Source organism: Metabacillus sp. Hm71 (genome assembly GCF_051842955.2).
GTDB lineage: Bacteria > Bacillota > Bacilli > Bacillales > Bacillaceae > Metabacillus.
The window spans coordinates 4,263,800-4,281,337 of the sequence record NZ_CM200278.1; the positions used below are offsets into that span (position 1 = coordinate 4,263,800).

Here is a 17,538-nt window from a genome sequence, read left to right on the forward strand (position 1 = left end):
TGTAAAGAAGGTTTTATATCCAATCGTTTAGAAAAGCCCCATATGATCTAGGAAAGCTGTCCTTCTATTTCCTTTAACATAGGTTTAGAAGAAATGATTATTATTGACTAATTAGATGATTATTTCTTTAACACCACATTACTTTTCCCCAATAATTTTATCAATTCAATCAAGCATTCTTCTGTTGGCGAAATAAAATACTCTTTACCCAGCTGTACCGTACGTTTATCCGTTTCATAATAAAGAAAAACCGGTGTATCGCCATGAAAAGCTTTAAGAAGTTTTTTTACACTTAAGAGTCTTTCTGATTCCATTTGCCGATTAATTTTTATAAAAAGCTTGCCAAACCCGTCTTGGCTAGGCAGCTCCTCTGGTAATATGACCTGTTGGATGATAAACTGAACTTTTTCTTGACGTCTTTCTACTTTCCCCTCTAAAAGAAAAATGTTCCCAGAAGACATTTTTTCGCTAAATTTTGTATAGAATTGCGGGAACATGACCGCATCCATCTCACCAGTCTCATCGCCAACTTTTAAAAATGCCATTACCTCGCCTTTTTTGGTGCGAATGGTTCGGATACTTGAAACCATGATCCCAATTGAAGCTCGTTTATTTAGTTTGACCTGTACTTCATCTATCAGGTCTGCACCGGCCAGCTCAAATTTCTTTCGATGCAATTCTGCAGGATGACTTGAAAAATAAAAGCCGAGCGACTCTTTTTCAAACTTTAATTTTTCTTCTATTTTAAATGGTTCAACTTCGATGTATTTAGGCTTTAGAGTAAATTCCTCTTCATTAAATAAGTCAAATTGCTGATCATCTGCCGGTTTTAACAGCTCCGCATGCTCAATGGCAACATCTAAACTGGCAAGCAAGGTTGCACGGTCTACCCCAAAATCATCCATTGCCCCTGAAAAGATTAATTGTTCGATTGTCCGCCGATTTACAATTTTCATTGATACCCGGATGCAAAAATCAAATAAGTCGATGAATGGTTTCTTTTGCCTAGCATGAAAAATTTCCTTTATCGCTGTAATACCAACATTTTTTATCGCCATTAAACTAAAGCGCACCATACCATTTTCAACTAAAAAAGGATATGCGCTATTATTTACTGAAGGAGGTAAGATCGTCACTCCTTTTTGCTGGGCTTCACGAATATACTGTGAGACCTTCTCATCATTTCCAATGACACTTGTTAATAAAGCTGTTGTAAAATACAGTGGATAATTTGCTTTCAGAAAAGCAAGCTGATAAGCAATCATACTGTAAGCAACTGCATGGCTTCGATTGAAGCCGTAATTAGCGAATTTGACGATCAAATCATAAGTTTTCATCGCTACTTCTCGGTCATAACCATTTGCCAAACAGCCTTTTACGAAATGCTCTCTTTCCTCATCAAGGACTTCCTTCTTTTTCTTACCAACTGCACGTCTTAATAAATCAGCTTCACCTAAAGTAAAGCCGGCAATCGTTGAGGCAATTTCGATAATTTGTTCTTGATAGACAATAACTCCATAAGTTGAATGCAAAATGGGTTCAAGAGCAGGATGCAAATAATGCACTGGTTTTTTGTTATGCTTTCTTTCAATGTACAGAGGGATATTTTCCATTGGCCCCGGACGATATAAGGCATTTACCGCGACAATATCTTCTAGACTTGTTGGCTTTAAACGCTTTAATACATTTCTCATTCCTTCCGATTCCAGTTGAAAAATCCCAGTTGTATCTCCGCTTGAAAGAAGAGCAAATGTTTTTTTATCTTGATAAGAAATGTTCGTTAAGTTAACTGAAACTCCTTCTTCACGCCGAATTAATTTTGTTATATTTTCTATCAAGGATAAATTTCTTAGACCTAAAAAATCCATTTTTAATAAGCCTAAATCCTCTAAATAATCCATTGTAAACTGAGTTAAATAAACATCCTGTGCCCCATTTTGTATGGGGACAATGTTTGTAAGAGGCTGGTCGCTTAGCACAACACCTGCAGCATGTGTAGATGCGTGCCTTGGAAGTCCTTCAATTTTTAACGCTGTATCTATTATTCTTTTATATAAATTGTTTTCTTGTATCGCTTTTTGTAAATTTTTAGATTCTGATATGGCTTTTGAAAGGCTGACACCAGGTCGGGATGAAATTTGTCTGGATAGGTAATCCATTTCTTTTGTCGAGGCTCCCATGACTCTCCCGACGTCACGGATTGCAGCCTTTGCTGCCAATGTGCCGAATGTAATAATTTGTGCGACATGGATTTTTCCATATTTCTTCGCAACATATTCAATAACCTCGTCACGTCTTGTATCTGGAAAGTCAATATCGATATCAGGCATCGATATTCGCTCAGGATTTAAAAACCGTTCAAACAATAGACGATGCTTTATTGGATCAACATCCGTTATTTTTAAGACATAGGATACAAGCGAGCCTGCCGCAGAACCCCGGCCGGGACCAGTAAGAATACCATTTTCATGAGCATATTTCATAAAGTCCCATACAATGAGAAAATAATCACTAAAATTCATTCTTTTGATGACACTTAATTCGTACGCTAGCCGATCTTGATAAACCTTATCTATTTTCTTAATCCGTACAGGCAATGCTTTTCGGCAGAGCATTTCGAGATAATCATCCGCACTTTCCTGATTGGGTGTTGGGAATTTGGGCAGGTGAGTAACCCCCAGTTCAAGATTCACATTACAACGATTCGCTATTATTAATGAATTTTCCAACGCTTCTGGATGATCATCAAATAATGTAATCATCTCCTGCGGCGATTTTAAATAATATTCATTTGGTGTTTCCAGATCCACATGTTCATCTGAAAGCTTCTCACCATTTTTAATTGCGACTAAACATTTTTGAGCAAAAAAATCTTCTTTCTCTATATAAGAAACATTGTTTGTTGCAACAATCGGTATTTGTGTTTTTTCACTTAATAAGATGATTTCTTCCATAAGCTGTTTATCTTGATGTAAGAAGTGATTTTGAATGCCAAAATAAAAGGATTCCCGTCCAAAAATCGCTTGATATTTCATTGAAAGCTCTTTTGCTTTCACACGATTACCTTCCATAAGCATTTGTTCAATTTCCCCATCCGAACCGGGGGTAATTGCAATTAAACCATGGCTATAACTCTTTAACCATCTTACAGGCAGCCCATCTGGAGTTTTCGTTTGCAACGCACTGCTGATCTTGATTAAATTTTGATACCCGCTATTATTTTCAGCAAGTAATACAAGCGGAGCAGCTTCTCTTTCCTCTTGATCATCGATCACTTTTATCGTTAATCCAATAATTGGCTTAATATCATGTTGCTTGCATAATTTATAAAATGCAATCGCTCCGTACATAACATGGTCATCTGTTAAAGCAAGGGCTTGAAAATGAAGCGATTTTGCTTTACTTACCAGCCTGTCCAGCTTTGCTGCACTTGTTAAGAGACTGTAAGCACTTTTTACTTGAAGGTGAACGAAAGGCAAAATAATCCCTCCTTTCTTAATGCTATTGATCTGTATAGTGCTTTCTTAACTATATCATCCATTATATTCTTAGATTTTTATTGAGACAAATAGTAAGTACAAGAGTTTGGTTGTCTACAAAACTATAATCTACATCTAAATAGAACATACTTCCTAAAGGTCGTCCATATACATAAAGTGAGACTTCCATCAGTAAGGATGTACTTTATCCTTACTGGTGGTTAGTGAAACTTATCGGATCTTTAGGGCAGTAATCCCCACCAATGCTGATTGCTTTTCTTAATTATAAAAGGGATTTTACTGCCCCTTAAGATGGGATAAAGTGAGACTTCCATCAGTAAGGATGTACTTTATCCTTACTGGTGGTTAGCGAAACTTATCGGATCTTTAGGGGCAGTAATCCCCACCAATGCTGATTGCTTTTCTTAATTATAAAAGGGATTTTACTGCCCCTTAAGATGGGATAAAGTGAGACTTCCATCAGTAAGGATGTACTTTATCCTTACTGGTGGTTAGCGAAACTTATCGGATCTTTAGGGGCAGTAATCCCCACCAATGCTGATTGCTTTTCTTAATTATAAAAGGGATTTTACTGCCCCTTAAGATGGGATAAAGTGAGACTTCCATCAGTAAGGATGTACTTTATCCTTACTGGTGGTTAGCGAGACTTATCGGATCTTTAAGGGCAGTTATTAGAAATTTTACTGCCAGTTAAGATGGGATAAAGTGAGACTTCCATCAGTAAGGATGTACTTTATCCTTACTGATGGTTAGCGAGACTTATCGGATCTTTAGGGGCAGTAATCCCCACCAATGCTGATTGCTTTTCATAATTTTAAAAAGGGATTTTACTGCCCCTTAAGATGGGATAAAGTGAGACTTCCATCAGCAGGGGTAACAACCCGTTAAGCTTGGATAAATATAGGAGGATGATGTAATGGAAAACGAAGCCTTTGTTCCGGCTTTTATCCACAGCTATTTTATTGCGCTTGGTGTTATTTTGGGTGGAACACTCATAGGTGCTATAGGAGCCTTTTTAGCTGGTGAACCACCTTTAACGAAAATGTTTATCTTTGCAAATCGTTTAAAGATTTGGGCGCTTGTTGCCGCAATTGGCGGAACATTTGATGCGTTTTACAGCTTTGAACGAGGGATTTTCGAAGGTGAAACGAGAGATATCATCAAACAAGTCTTACTCATTGTCTCAGGTATGGGCGGTGCTCAAACCGGATTGCTGATTATTACTTGGTTAACACAGGAGCACATATCATGAGAATTCCACCACATTACCAACAACCAACATGGCAGCGTTTTTTTGCAGGAGCAGCAATCGGAGCCGTTATTAGCTGGTGTGTTTTTTTATTTATATTTGGTGTGATTCAAGAAAAGCATAGCATCAAGATCGCTGAACAACAAGTAGTAATTGACGAACTAAAAAAGAGTAAAGAGATTTACCAGGAAGAATACACAAAATTAAATAAAGAAGCTCAAAAAAGACTTACAGTACAGGATATAGAAATCAATTTAACAAATGGTGAAAAATATCATTTTCAAGATTTTAGAATAAAAAATATTGAGCGAATGATTGAGGATGATTTATCAGATTTAATTGCAAAGGAGCTTGAGGGCGTTATCTCCAACCATAAGTTAATAAAACGAACGATCGAGAACAGAACATTGCCAATAGACGATAAGGATTATAAGCTTAAAATTACCCATTTTTTTCTATCCACAACGATATATATTGAGGTAGAAATATCATTTTTGAAATAAAGTTTTGTATCATCGTATTAGCAGTATGTTGAATGCAACCGATAAGTGGGACATCTGTTTAGAAAAGCGAGTCAACTGGGAGCCTCCTACTGATACATCATAGAGAGAAGACTCCCGGTTCGGATGCTTAATCGTGCGTACACATTAAAAGAAAAACTTGTAGATAAAAATTAATCGCATTTTCAGGTGATCTTCGATAAAATAAAAATAGGGAAAACAAACAAGTGAAAAGCTTTTTCATCTTTAAGAACAATACTGCAGCAGCCGCCTCATCATCCTCGCCTCATGAATAGTAAGCTTTTTCCTTCCAACTTCATAAATATAAAACATAACCTCGTCAGTATTCACTGCCTAAAGCCATGTATACCGTAAATTTATTTTAATGAAAAATGGAATCTTTGTTTAACTTGCTAAATCCACTTATGAATTACCACCAAACTAATCATGGTTTGACTGAGCCGGCTATTCTATACAGAAAAGGTCAGACTCGTCACATTCAGAAAGGGTGACATTCTAAAAAAAACAAATTGGAGGAGATTTAAATGTATATTATTAATTCAAAAAAATTTGTACAGGAAAAGCTTGAGCATATTAAAAAGGGTTTTTCAGCATATGTTGAATCACCTGAGATTGCACATTTAATAAAAAAGGAAATCCAACTATTGAAACTTGATGTTTACGAAGATGCTACCGACATTGGATTTTGGTTTATCCCAAACAAAGATTAGTAAGCGTTGCCAAAACCTCTCAAACTACCATCTCCTTATTTGCTTTTCTCAACATATCTATATAAGCTTATAGCTAACATTTTTACCCCAATATCGAAAAAAGGTTCGGAACCGTTATGACGAATTCCGAACCACTTACATACCCCTTTATCCGTTAACTTCTTGGCATAGCTCTACTAAATCTTTAAAAAGGTTTTCAGCCTCATCCCAGCTGTAAATCGATGCACCAGATGCTAAAGGATGTCCTCCGCCATCGTATTTTCTCGCTAGCCCGTTAATTACAGGCCCTTTAGATCTTAATCTAACCCTTATTTGATCTTTTTCTTCAACGAAAAACACCCATGCTGTAACACCCTCAATATTCCCAAGAATGCCTACCAGCTGGGAAGCTTCAGAAGGTGAAACCTCATATTCATCTAAAATTGCCTGCGAAATGTTCATTGAAGCTGCTCCTGAAGATGTTAAATTGAAGTTTTGCAGTACATATCCGCTAAGCTTTGCAACATTCCGTTTTGTTTTATACAGTTCGTCATATAAAGGTGCAAACTCAATTCCTTCAGAAATTAATGCACTTGCATAACGGAAGGTCTTTTCCGTAGTGCTTGGAAAAAGGAAACGGCCAGTATCGCCAACAATACCTGCATATAATAATTGTGCCGCTTTTTTTGAAAGAACAAGGCCTTGCTCCCTGCCTTCCAAATATAGTTCATAAATCATTTCACTTGTTGCAGCCGCACTTGTATCAACCCAAAGCAGGTCACCATATTTGTCTTCATTTGGATGGTGATCAATTTTAATGAGCTTTTTCCCATTTTTATAGCGTTGGTCACTTACCCGAGCTTGATTGGCAGTATCACAAACAATAACCAATGCTTCATGATAAACTTCATCCTCAACAAGATCCATTTTATATAGGAACTCCAAGGATGGATCACTTTCCCCTACAACGAGAATTTTTTTATCCGGATAGGAAGCTTTTAATAGTTCAGCTAATCCACATTGGGAACCATATGCATCTGGATCTGGGCGAACATGACGGTGGATAATAATCGTTTCATTTTGACGTATTTCTTTTAAAATTTGTTGTTTCATTTCTATCTCCTTTAATCATCGATATAAGTTATTAAATCATAAAACATCCTATTTAAAAAGAAAGAATAATCAGCAAACAGAAAATGAATACATTTTGTTTAGGTCATGTTAAAATAAGACATGGTAAACAACGAACGTTATTGATTTTAATGCGGAGGTTTCGATATATGCCAGTGTTAGTTGTAATGATTATCATTTCCCTTGCTTTTTACGTTTACTATAAAGTAAAAGCTTATAGATCCCAAAAGCCGATTGAGAAACAATGGATTTCTGCAAAGTCCAGTATTGCCTTAGGAATTTTTGTTGCATCCTTTGGTCTTAATCAGCTATTTTTATATCGATCAAGCATTTCGTTAATCGTGGGGATTATCTTTTTGCTAATTGGACTTGGAAGCAGCTGGGCAGGGTTCCGTGCATACAAGCATTATTTGCCACAAGTGATAAACGAATCCGGGACGCAAAAATAAGAAGAGGCATAGCCTCTTCTATTCTCTTACCTTTCAATTAATTGAACCATCATCATTGCTTTCCCTACTACTGCTCCTTCACTAAATGCTTCAATATCAATTTTTCCAAACTTTCTTCCTACCTCTAGTATTTTCGGATGCAGTTCAAGTACACTTTCCATTTGTACAGGCTTGATGAAGTATATTGTAATATTTTCTACGACAATATCCCCTTTTTTTTGCGCTCTTAAGTAGCGATTTACCGCTTCTGTTACAAGTGTTGTAAAAACACCGTAAGAAATTGTCCCAAGATGGTTTGTCATTTGCGGGCTTACTTCACAGCGAAAAACACTTCCTCGTTTTAGTTCATCATCAATGGTGATAAACTGATTGGTAATAATATCATCAAGCTTTTCACCTATTTGCGGCTGTCGCTGGATCATTTGCAAAGCCTTTAATACATCTTGCCGGCTGATCATCCCTTGCAAACGATTATGTTGATCAACGACTGGAAGCACCTCAATCCCTTCCCAAACCATCATTTGTGCAGAAGAGGCGACAGATGTTTTTCCGGTCACAGTAACAGGGCTTTTCGTCATCACTTTTTCGATCAATGTTGAATGGTCATGCCCCATAATATCCTTTGATGTGACAATTCCTTGTACTTTCATGTTTTGATCGATAACTGGAAATCGCCCATGACCTGTTTCATAATTATATTGATACCAGGTTGATACCGTATCTGTTGTCTTTAGTGTAATCGTTTTTTCTAACGGTGTTAAAATATCTTCAACTTGGACAATTTCCTTTTTTATCAATTGATCATAGATGGCGCGATTAATCATCGTACCTACAGTAAACGTGTCATAGCTTGTTGAGATAATTGGCAATTCTAGATCATCGGCAAGCTTCTTGACATTATCTTCTGTATCAAATCCTCCTGTTATTAAAACGGCTGCACCAGCCTCTAACGCATATTTATGTGCGTTTGTCCGATTTCCGACAATTAATAAGTTGCCTGCTCCTGTATATCGCATCATTGCCTCAAGCTTCATCGCACCGATTACAAATTTATTTAACGTCTTATGCAAGCCAGCTCGTCCACCTAATACTTGTCCATCAACAATATTAACAACCTCAGCATATGTTAATTTCTCAAAGTTTTCCTTTTTCTTCGTTTCAATTCTTATTGTTCCTACACGCTCAATTGTACTAACATAGCCTTTACTTTCAGCTTCTTTAATCGCCCGATACGCTGTCCCTTCACTCACGTTGATTTCCTTAGCAATTTGCCGTACGGAAATTTTTTCACCAACTGGAAGTGAGTTAATATATTGTAAAATTTGCTCGTGCTTTGTAGCCAAGCCGCATCACCCTTTTTATAAAATGAAACTACCAGCTTAAGAGGCATTCTGCTCTCCAAAGCTAGTTGCCTTTATTTATCGAACCTTTACAGGCGTAATTTCTGCCTGTATTTAGTATGATAAATTGCCTATTCTTCCACTTTTAATTATAAGGGTGGCGCTTTTTTTTATCAACGCGCTGTTTGGCGTACTCTTTTTCGTTGACGATTTCGATCAAAAACCGGTTGCTGTTTACCCACTGCTTTTTTAGGTTGATATAAGTAATGTGCGAAATTTCCTCCAATCACAAAAATCGCTAAACATAACCAACTCATTAAAAACACGGTTTGCATTTGATCGCCTGACATTGTGATTTGCTGTAATCCCCAAAAAAGCATTACTAAGGCTATTAATGCATACAGTAAGTTTTTCAACCTGAAATCATCCTTTCAATTCATTTATTACCATATCATATGCATGTACGAGAAAAAAAAGAAGCGAATGACCACAATCATCCACTTCTATCTATGACTTATTTTAGCTCCAGTATTTCTCCTACCTTTAAAGGAATACCTACACCTTCTGGAAGCATATTTGCAAACGCTTTAGGATCTTGTTTTATTGCAGGAAATGTATCGTAATGGATCGGCACAACCTTTTTTGCTTTGAGCCATAAGGCAGCATCTACTGCATCCTCCGGCCCCATTGTTAGATTATCCCCAATCGGTAAAAAGGCTACATCAATTTCATTTCGCTCACCAATCATCTTCATATCTGAAAACAGCGCCGTATCACCAGCATGATAAATTGTTTTTCCCTCTGCTGTAAATAGTACTCCTGAAGGCATCCCGGTATAGATCACTGTGCCATCTTGTTCCTGATAGCTTGACCCATGAAACGCTTGTGTCAGCTTTACTTTACCAAAGTCAAATTGGTAAGCCCCGCCTAAATTCATTGGGTGAATATTAATATCATTTTTCCCTATGTATACAGCTAACTCGTATGGAGCAATGACTAATGCGTTATTTTTCTTCGCAATCTCAACCGTGTCCCCGACATGATCATTATGACCATGTGTTAAGATTATCACATCAACTTCAAGGTCACCAACATTCAAATCAGTTAGTTCATTTCCATTAATAAACGGGTCAATGATAATCTTTTTATTTTCGGTTACAATTTTCACAACAGAATGACCATGATAAGAAACTTGCATTGAAATTTACACCTGCTCTCCTAAATTTTTAACCTTTCATAGAAAATTTTACCGTAATTTTTATTTATTTAAAACAAAAAAGGCCTGACTGGTGAATTATTGACAGACCTTTATAGATTCTTTTGAATAATCTTATGCCTATACCCCAAGAAGTAAAGTTCGTGCATCTGAAAAGGATAAGCCATGAGCCTCTGCTACCGCTTCATAGGTTACGTATCCATTCAATGTGTTAATTCCTTTTAATAATGCCTCATTTTCCAAGCACGCTTTTTTATAACCCTTCGTGGCGATCTGAACGGCATATGGAACTGTTACATTTGTTAAAGCAAACGTAGAAGTTCGCGGAACCGCACCAGGCATATTCGCAACTGCATAATGTAAAACTCCATGCTTTTCATATGTCGGATTATCATGAGTCGTTATTTTATCCGTTGTTTCAAATATACCGCCTTGGTCAATCGCGATATCAACGATGACAGATCCGTTGGTCATTGAACGGACGACCTCTTCAGATACAAGCTTTGGTGCTTTAGCCCCAGGAATTAACACTGCCCCAATCACTAAATCAGATTCTGATACAGATTCAGCAATGTTGAGAGGATTTGACATAAGTGTTGAAATGTCTTTTCCAAAAATATCATCCAGTTGTCTTAACCGCTCTGGATTGACGTCCAGAATTGTTACCTCTGCGCCTAATCCTACCGCTATTTTTGCTGCATTTGTTCCAGCAACTCCCCCGCCGATAATAGTAACTTTGCCTCTTCTCGTACCTGGTACTCCAGCTAATAAAATTCCCTTGCCTCCTTTTGGCTTCTCTAAAAATTGCGCACCTATTTGGGAGGCCATTCTGCCAGCAACTTCACTCATTGGTGTAAGTAGCGGAAGGGAACCATTTGCAAGCTGAACGGTTTCATAGGCAATGGCAATCACTTTATGATCAATTAATGCTACAGTCAATTCAGGCTCTGGGGCTAAATGTAAATACGTAAATAAAATAAGTCCTTCCCGAAAATAGCCATATTCTTCTTTTAATGGTTCTTTTACCTTCATAACCATATCCATCGCCCACGCTTGCTGAGCTGTTTCTACGATTTTTGCACCAGCCTCAATATACTCTTCATCTGTAAACCCCGAACCAAGTCCTGCATTTTTTTCGATATAAACCTCATGTCCTGAACTAACGAGATGAAAAGCACCTGCAGGGGTCATCGCTACACGGTTTTCATTATTTTTTATCTCTGCAGGAATACCAATTTTCATAGTAAGTCCTCCTTACTCATCATCTTTTCAAACTTGTGTCCTTATCAGTATTACCGTAATTTATCATATGATTACGAAAACAGACAGGTCCTGGGAGTTTAAAAAAATAATTCAGATTGAGTGGACATAGATGAGATCCTCAAACATGAAAACGATGGATAACATTTGCTCCGCCTGTTACTTCAATAATAGAACCAGTGATCATGTCTGAATTTTCTTCGCACAAAAAAGCAATGGTTCTTGCAATATCTTCTCCTGTTCCCGAACGTCCAATTGGTGTGTTTGGATCGGTCATTTCCCTGGAATCTTCAATAGTTGCTTCCTTCATCTCTCCCACAATATTTCCTGGACAAATCATATTGGCGGTGATCCCATGTTCAGCTTCTTCTATGCTTATTGATTTTGTTAAGGATACTAATCCAACCTTTGCGGCACTAAAGGCGGATCGATGAAGCCAGCCAGGTGATGTTGCAGCTCCTTGAAAACCGTATGTAATAATCCTTCCGTAATTTTGCTTACGCATAATCGGAACAACTTTTTTAAACAAATGAAAAACAGAGCTTAAATTTCCTTCGATCATTTGATACCATTCTTCATCTGTATAATCAGCCAACTTTTTTCTTTCGAATATGTAAGGGCCAGCATTATTAATTAAGCAATCTATTCTTCCGAATTGTTCAAGTGATTGATCAATCATCTTCGAAAGATCTTCTTTTTTTGTTACATCCGCTTGAACAAAGTGAAGACGATTTTGATAATGTGAGAACTTAGCCTGAAATTCCTTGACGGCACTTGTATCTTTTCGATAACTCACCGTAACAGAAAAACCATTTTTCAAAAATTCCTCTGTTACCTTCTTACCTAAGCCTTTTGAGCCTGCCGTAATAAGGGCATGTCGCACGATCATTTCCTCCTCATATAACTTGTCCTTATGTATAGAGCTATCCCTTTCATCTTTAACATTCTGATAATAACAATTTTTTGTCTCTATTGTGATAATAACATATCCATTTTACAATAATCTGTTTGAAACCTTCATATTTCTTCTATATTTAAAACAAAAAACCTCCAAACACATTATTGGTGTTTGGAGGTCTAATCGGTTAGCCATTCCTTATTTCGAAGTGCTCTTGGAGGAAATTTTGTTCATATTGCTGTTCAACTACCCCGCTGGAATAGGCATCCGTTATTTGCTTCATCGTTTCCTCTTCGCCTAAATGATCGTAGTAGTAAGTCTGCCTTGTTACTCTTTTTTTATTCAACACGTTCAGCTCCTTAATCTCTTTTTTGCTCGCGTTTAGTGTTTCTGAAATTAAGAAGCTTATTCCATTTTGAACGTTTATTTAAACGTTGCTTTTGCCTTATCAATTGCTTTTCGAACCACATCAAATCCGGTACCGCCGGCGCTCATACGTTTTCTCACTGCTTCAAAAGGATTGATGACTTCATATAAATCTTCTTCAAACAGCTCAGAAGCTTGTTTATACTGTTCAAAAGGTAAATCCTTTAAATAAATACCTGATTGAATACATTTGTAGACAAGTGTGCCAACAACCTCATGCGCTTCTCTGAATGGCATTCCTTTTGTAGAAAGATAATCTGCTAATTCTGTTGCATTTGAGAAATCTTCTTTGGTTGCCTTTTCCATCTTATCCTTATTTACTTTTAATGTATTGATCATACCGATAAAGATCTGGAGGCTTCCTTCAATCGTTTTTACCGTATCAAACATACCCTCTTTATCTTCTTGAAGGTCTTTATTATATGCCAAAGGAAGTCCCTTTAGAATCGTCAATAAAGACATTAAATTCCCATAGACTCTCCCTGTTTTCCCTCTAATTAACTCTGCCATATCGGGATTTTTTTTCTGTGGCATGATGCTGCTTCCTGTTGCATATGTGTCATCGAGCTCAATAAATTGAAACTCTTGAGAGCACCATAAAATAATCTCTTCACAGAAACGTGATAAATGCATCATTAATAATGAACTATTGCTAAGGAATTCAATGATAAAATCACGATCACTAACACCGTCTAAGCTATTTTCGTAAATTCCATCAAACTCAAGCTTTTCAGCTGTATACTCACGGTCAATCGGAAAGGTAGTACCCGCAAGTGCAGCACTGCCTAAGGGAGAAAGATTAATACGCTTTAGTGATTCCTGAAATCGCTGTTTATCACGATCCAGCATCCAGAAATACGCCATTAAATGATGGGCAAATGAAATCGGTTGTGCCCGTTGAAGATGGGTATAACCTGGTAAAATCGTTTCTACATGCTTGTCAGCCTGTTCTATAAGAGCATTTTGGAGCCCTTCAATCAATTCAATTACCATTGCTACATGTTTACGTAAATATAAATGCATATCAGTAGCAACCTGATCGTTACGACTTCTTCCAGTATGTAGCTTTCCACCAACAGGTCCAATTTCATCAATTAACATTTTTTCGATATTTAGGTGAATATCTTCATAGTTAACAGAAAAGGTAAGTTCATTCTTTTTGGCCTTTTCTAAAAGAGATGTTAAGCCTTTTGTAATTTGTTCTGCTTCATCTTTGCTGATGATGCCGCACTTGCCAAGCATATCGACATGTGCAAGACTTCCTGTGATGTCTTCCTCAACTAATTCCTGATCAAAATGGATGGATGCTCCGAACTCATCCACCCATTGTTCAGGGGTTTTTTGGAAGCGTCCACCCCAAAGTTTTTTCATACTTCCACCTTCTTGTTTTTTACCATGCTGTTTACTTTTGTTGGCAGTCCAAATAATTCAATAAATCCGATTGCTGCATTGTGATCAAATGCATCGTCTTTAGTATATGTCGCAAGTTTTTCATCATATAAAGAATACTCAGATTTTCTTCCTTCTACAATAGCATGCCCTTTAAATAGTTTTACACGCACTGTTCCTGTTACATATGTTTGAGTTTCCTTTAAGAAAGCATGTAAAGCAGTCTTTAGAGGAGAGAACCAAAGTCCGTTATAAATAAGCTCTGCAAGTTTTTGCTCGATTACCGGTTTGAAATGAGCTACTTCTTTTACTAATGTTAAGTCTTCTAGCTCTTTATGTGCTTTAATAAGTGTCATTGCACCCGGGCACTCATATACTTCACGAGATTTGATACCCACAAGTCTATTTTCAACATGATCAATACGTCCCACACCGTGCTTTCCTGCGATTTCATTTAGCTTCAAGATCAATTCATGAAGCGGATATGCTTGATCATTGATTTTTACAGGAACACCTTTTTCGAAATGAATTTCAATAATATCAGCTTGATCAGGCGTTTTTTCCAATGGTGCTGTTAAATCATATGCACCTTCTGGAGGAGCTGCCCATGGATCTTCAAGGACACCGCACTCATTGCTTCTTCCCCATAGGTTTTGATCAATTGAATAAGGGCTATCTAAGTTGATTGGAATTGGAATACCATGCTTTGCCGCATATTCGATTTCTTCTTCACGTGACCAACCCCATTCTCTTACTGGAGCAAGCACTTCAAGATCTGGATTTAATGCTTTAATTGAAACTTCAAAACGAACTTGGTCATTTCCTTTTCCAGTACAGCCGTGCGCAATCGCTACTGCATTTTCTTTTTCAGCAATCTCAACAAGTTTCTTTGCAATTAACGGACGAGATAATGCAGAAACTAGCGGATATTTTCCTTCATATAATGTATGAGCTTGTAAAGCAACTAACGCAAAGTCATTAGCAAACTCTTCTTTCGCATCAATCATATATGATTCAATCGCTCCAACTTGAAGAGCTTTTTGCTGAACAAATGCTGTATCTTTCCCTTCACCTACATCAAGGCACGCTGCTACAACATCATACCCTTTCTCTTGTAACCATTTAATTGCAACAGAGGTATCTAATCCTCCAGAATAAGCTAACACAACTTTCTTCATCTATTTGTTCCTCCTCGGTTGTATAAACATGAATATATGTTAATAAAAATACATTTTCTTTATAGGTAACACTTTACCAACTGCGCCCTATTTCGTCAATAGAAAAATGCATATTTTCACAGAATCTTTGTATAAAAATTAACGCATATGAATGAATAGCCAAATTCAGTTATATTGTGTGAATATTCAAACACATAAAAGCTATAAAGTGCGGTAGTTCTTACCTATGGAATGTTGTAAAATCTAATAAAACATGTTTCGGGAGGAAATGAAATGAACGATTACTTTATCTATGACTCTAGACTAAAAATAAAGATTCCCAAATTAACAAAGCCATGGGAATTGTATAGTGGATATATTCAAAACAGCATTTTAACCGAATGGGAAAAAATTCGCGGCGGAATACCTGATCGTATAGCTGAGCTAGAGCATGAAATTAATAGGAAACAAAATGAACTTAATCTTGAGGAGGATTTTCCTCATTCTTGTAAATTAAATGAAGAAATCTCTGAACTTGCCTCCATCATTAACGACCTTTGGATATGGTTTAGGACAACACAGTATATATCAATTGAAAAAGTTCACAATTAAGAAAAGTGCAAGCGCCTGTCTAGAGTAAATAAGCCGCTCATGAATTGACTATTCATGAGCGGCTTGGACCCTAGAAAGGCTGGGGGCTTGCGCTAGACACAAAAACTAATTAAAAATATTATGTTTGGCACAGACCTTCTGTTTTACTTGTTATATAATAGAGGAAGAGTGGAAGCAATCGGCAAATAACCAATTTTTTTATTGATAAAATCTATAAGTCTTTTCTTATTTCTCTTATGACATGTCCTAATTCAGGGATAATCAGTTTTTCCATTGCTAGTTTTACAGCTCCTGAAGAACCCGGCATAGCAAAAACAGCTGTATTCATTGAAACACCTGCGATCGCTCTACTTAAAATGGCTGCAGAGCCAATATCCTCTGTATAGCTCAGTATACGGAAAATTTCACCGAAGCCCGGTATTTCTTTTTCAATAATTGATTGAACTGCTTCGATGGTGACATCTCTTTTGGCAATCCCTGTTCCTCCATTTGTAAGTACCACATCGATGCCTCGGGCTTCACAGCCTTTTAAGACGGAGCTTCGAATCAAAATTTTTTCATCTTTTACAATTTCATAACCAGCCACATGATGTCCATGCTCCTCCAACAATTTAATTATCAGCTTCCCGCTTTTATCTGTTTCTTCCGTTCGAGTGTCACTGATCGTGATGACTTTACACTTCACTGAATGAGGAGCTTCAAGCTTATGTTCAATACTACTCATCATAAAGACCTCCTGCAATATTTTTCTCGCTTATTAATCGGTACTGATAAAATTTATTAGCAAAATCCGTTACTTGACGAGTCAGCTGATAATTTGCACCTGCACCAATCATAATGCTAATGAGAGGAAGTCCGGCGACAAGTCTTCTTTTAAAAAGAGAGATCACGGAAAGCTTTGCAATTTGCTTTAAGAGAAATTCTAAGCTTTGTGAGTTAACCAGGTCATCATTCCCTTCATAAAAATAGGACATCATATTATCTGACGTCAGCTCCTTCTTCAAATCAAGCCATGCTTTATATTGCAGATGCTTCGGCATTAATGATGCATGATAAACCTTTAAGGAGGTCATCATTTCATAAGGATTCGATATTTCATATCCGTAACACATTGACACCATTTGAATCGATCGTAAATTAAGAATTGTTTGAACCGGTATATCAATACCCGTCAAAAGAAGACCGCCGGTACCGGTTATCCCACCTTGCAATAAAGAATAAAGGCGGTGTTTTGATGTTTGAAGGTCAGCTAAATAATGAAGCTGATCAATTGGCAGCTTATGTAAATCACTAAAATCTATAATGTCTTCATTCAATGCTTTTGCTGATAACAGGATTTGTTTTTTTGCATCCTGTTGAACAAAGGAGCTTTGAATAAAAGAGTGGAGATGAAATAAACTTGCATCCAACTTCTTAAAAAATAACCGTTTCATCGAATCAGGTATTTCATTAAGTTTATAATTCATCCATCTATCAAATGTGCGTTGAAAATCCGTTCGAAGATCATTCTGCAACTCACTTTCCCACAACATGATCTCATCTAAAATTGCTCTCTCTCGTATTGAGTCGATCATCCTAACGTCTCCTTTATTCTATGATAAGTTGATCCAGCTTAACGGATAATAATGCCTCTGAATAAAGTCTCTCTTTATCATAACACAAAAAGACAGCCGATTTCTTCCCGGCTGTCTTTTAATCCAA

17 protein-coding genes are annotated in these 17,538 nt (G+C 37.1%); 5 read left to right on the forward strand and 12 right to left on the reverse strand.

Going from position 1 to position 17,538, the window contains the following annotated elements:
• Positions 1–119: 119 nt before the first annotated feature.
• A complete protein-coding gene (gene dnaE, locus ACSVDH_RS21135) occupies positions 120–3,479 on the reverse strand; it encodes a DNA polymerase III subunit alpha (protein WP_439249910.1) in 3,360 nt (1,119 codons plus the stop codon).
• A gap of 937 nt (positions 3,480–4,416) precedes the next feature.
• Here dnaE and ytrH point away from each other — a divergent pair.
• From ytrH to ACSVDH_RS21150, 3 genes are all read left to right on the forward strand, one after another.
• The gene (gene ytrH, locus ACSVDH_RS21140; RefSeq protein ID WP_299094471.1) at positions 4,417–4,752 is read left to right on the forward strand and encodes a sporulation membrane protein YtrH; all 336 of its coding nucleotides are present in this window, start codon (positions 4,417–4,419) and stop codon (positions 4,750–4,752) included.
• Positions 4,749–5,252 carry a sporulation membrane protein YtrI gene (gene ytrI, locus ACSVDH_RS21145; RefSeq protein WP_299094472.1) on the forward strand — a complete coding sequence of 168 codons (504 nt, stop codon included), beginning with the start codon at positions 4,749–4,751 and terminating at the stop codon, positions 5,250–5,252. The genes ytrH and ytrI overlap by 4 nt, the downstream gene beginning before the upstream one ends.
• A gap of 542 nt (positions 5,253–5,794) precedes the next feature.
• Positions 5,795–5,980 (forward strand): YtzJ family protein, encoded by a 186-nt coding sequence (locus tag ACSVDH_RS21150; protein ID WP_299094473.1) that lies wholly within the window; start codon positions 5,795–5,797, stop codon positions 5,978–5,980.
• A gap of 147 nt (positions 5,981–6,127) precedes the next feature.
• Here ACSVDH_RS21150 and ACSVDH_RS21155 read toward each other — a convergent pair whose 3' ends face one another.
• Positions 6,128–7,072, reverse strand: a complete 945-nt coding sequence (locus ACSVDH_RS21155; RefSeq protein WP_299094474.1) for a DHH family phosphoesterase — start codon at positions 7,070–7,072, stop codon at positions 6,128–6,130.
• A gap of 167 nt (positions 7,073–7,239) precedes the next feature.
• Here ACSVDH_RS21155 and ACSVDH_RS21160 point away from each other — a divergent pair, with 167 nt between their 5' ends.
• A complete protein-coding gene (locus ACSVDH_RS21160) occupies positions 7,240–7,539 on the forward strand; it encodes a YtpI family protein (RefSeq protein WP_299094475.1) in 300 nt (99 codons plus the stop codon).
• Positions 7,540–7,565: 26 nt separating this feature from the next.
• Here the strand turns inward: ACSVDH_RS21160 and ACSVDH_RS21165 are convergent, their stop codons facing one another.
• The 8 genes from ACSVDH_RS21165 to ACSVDH_RS21200 all read right to left on the reverse strand — a co-directional run bounded on the left by ACSVDH_RS21165 (position 7,566) and on the right by ACSVDH_RS21200 (position 15,246).
• Complete coding sequence (locus ACSVDH_RS21165) at positions 7,566–8,882, reverse strand: CBS domain-containing protein (RefSeq protein WP_299094476.1); 1,317 nt, start codon at positions 8,880–8,882, stop codon at positions 7,566–7,568.
• 170 nt (positions 8,883–9,052) lie between these two features.
• A complete protein-coding gene (locus ACSVDH_RS21170; protein ID WP_439249905.1) occupies positions 9,053–9,295 on the reverse strand; it encodes a hypothetical protein in 243 nt (80 codons plus the stop codon).
• 98 nt (positions 9,296–9,393) lie between these two features.
• Positions 9,394–10,077 carry a metal-dependent hydrolase gene (locus ACSVDH_RS21175; RefSeq protein ID WP_439249904.1) on the reverse strand — a complete coding sequence of 228 codons (684 nt, stop codon included), beginning with the start codon at positions 10,075–10,077 and terminating at the stop codon, positions 9,394–9,396.
• A 138-nt stretch (positions 10,078–10,215) separates the two neighbouring features.
• Entirely contained in the window at positions 10,216–11,337 is a 1,122-nt protein-coding gene (gene ald / locus ACSVDH_RS21180) for an alanine dehydrogenase (RefSeq protein ID WP_439249903.1), read from the reverse strand.
• 139 nt (positions 11,338–11,476) lie between these two features.
• On the reverse strand, positions 11,477–12,238 hold the full coding sequence (locus ACSVDH_RS21185; RefSeq protein WP_439249902.1) for an SDR family oxidoreductase: 762 nt from the start codon (positions 12,236–12,238) through the stop codon (positions 11,477–11,479).
• A 202-nt stretch (positions 12,239–12,440) separates the two neighbouring features.
• Positions 12,441–12,599, reverse strand: a complete 159-nt coding sequence (locus tag ACSVDH_RS21190; protein WP_439249901.1) for a hypothetical protein — start codon at positions 12,597–12,599, stop codon at positions 12,441–12,443.
• Between the two features lie 77 nt (positions 12,600–12,676).
• The gene (gene argH, locus ACSVDH_RS21195) at positions 12,677–14,050 is read right to left on the reverse strand and encodes an argininosuccinate lyase (protein ID WP_439249900.1); all 1,374 of its coding nucleotides are present in this window, start codon (positions 14,048–14,050) and stop codon (positions 12,677–12,679) included.
• A complete protein-coding gene (locus ACSVDH_RS21200) occupies positions 14,047–15,246 on the reverse strand; it encodes an argininosuccinate synthase (RefSeq protein ID WP_299094484.1) in 1,200 nt (399 codons plus the stop codon). Before ACSVDH_RS21200 ends, argH begins: the two co-directional genes overlap by 4 nt.
• A 273-nt stretch (positions 15,247–15,519) precedes the next feature.
• Here ACSVDH_RS21200 and ACSVDH_RS21205 point away from each other — a divergent pair, with 273 nt between their 5' ends.
• Positions 15,520–15,837, forward strand: coding sequence for a hypothetical protein (locus ACSVDH_RS21205; protein ID WP_299094486.1), 318 nt, complete (start codon positions 15,520–15,522; stop codon positions 15,835–15,837).
• Between the two features lie 211 nt (positions 15,838–16,048).
• Here the strand turns inward: ACSVDH_RS21205 and ACSVDH_RS21210 are convergent, their stop codons facing one another.
• Both ACSVDH_RS21210 and ACSVDH_RS21215 read right to left on the reverse strand, forming a co-directional pair.
• Complete coding sequence (locus ACSVDH_RS21210; protein WP_439249899.1) at positions 16,049–16,561, reverse strand: MogA/MoaB family molybdenum cofactor biosynthesis protein; 513 nt, start codon at positions 16,559–16,561, stop codon at positions 16,049–16,051.
• Positions 16,554–17,411 (reverse strand): EcsC family protein, encoded by an 858-nt coding sequence (locus ACSVDH_RS21215; protein ID WP_439249898.1) that lies wholly within the window; start codon positions 17,409–17,411, stop codon positions 16,554–16,556. Before ACSVDH_RS21215 ends, ACSVDH_RS21210 begins: the two co-directional genes overlap by 8 nt.
• Between the last annotated feature and the right edge of the window lie 127 nt (positions 17,412–17,538).

What these genes read in the sequence shown, in the direction of transcription:
- ACSVDH_RS21215 (WP_439249898.1), bottom strand. Translation starts at nt 17,411, where the DNA reads ATGATCGACTCAATACGAGAGAGAGCAATTTTAGATGAGATCATGTTG.
- ACSVDH_RS21160 (WP_299094475.1), top strand. Translation starts at nt 7,240, where the DNA reads ATGCCAGTGTTAGTTGTAATGATTATCATTTCCCTTGCTTTTTACGTT.
- ACSVDH_RS21150 (WP_299094473.1), top strand. Translation starts at nt 5,795, where the DNA reads ATGTATATTATTAATTCAAAAAAATTTGTACAGGAAAAGCTTGAGCAT.
- argH (WP_439249900.1), bottom strand. Translation starts at nt 14,050, where the DNA reads ATGAAAAAACTTTGGGGTGGACGCTTCCAAAAAACCCCTGAACAATGG.
- ACSVDH_RS21175 (WP_439249904.1), bottom strand. Translation starts at nt 10,077, where the DNA reads ATGCAAGTTTCTTATCATGGTCATTCTGTTGTGAAAATTGTAACCGAA.
- ytrI (WP_299094472.1), top strand. Translation starts at nt 4,749, where the DNA reads ATGAGAATTCCACCACATTACCAACAACCAACATGGCAGCGTTTTTTT.
- ACSVDH_RS21155 (WP_299094474.1), bottom strand. Translation starts at nt 7,072, where the DNA reads ATGAAACAACAAATTTTAAAAGAAATACGTCAAAATGAAACGATTATT.
- ACSVDH_RS21205 (WP_299094486.1), top strand. Translation starts at nt 15,520, where the DNA reads ATGAACGATTACTTTATCTATGACTCTAGACTAAAAATAAAGATTCCC.
- ACSVDH_RS21210 (WP_439249899.1), bottom strand. Translation starts at nt 16,561, where the DNA reads ATGAGTAGTATTGAACATAAGCTTGAAGCTCCTCATTCAGTGAAGTGT.
- ACSVDH_RS21200 (WP_299094484.1), bottom strand. Translation starts at nt 15,246, where the DNA reads ATGAAGAAAGTTGTGTTAGCTTATTCTGGAGGATTAGATACCTCTGTT.
- ald (WP_439249903.1), bottom strand. Translation starts at nt 11,337, where the DNA reads ATGAAAATTGGTATTCCTGCAGAGATAAAAAATAATGAAAACCGTGTA.
- ytrH (WP_299094471.1), top strand. Translation starts at nt 4,417, where the DNA reads ATGGAAAACGAAGCCTTTGTTCCGGCTTTTATCCACAGCTATTTTATT.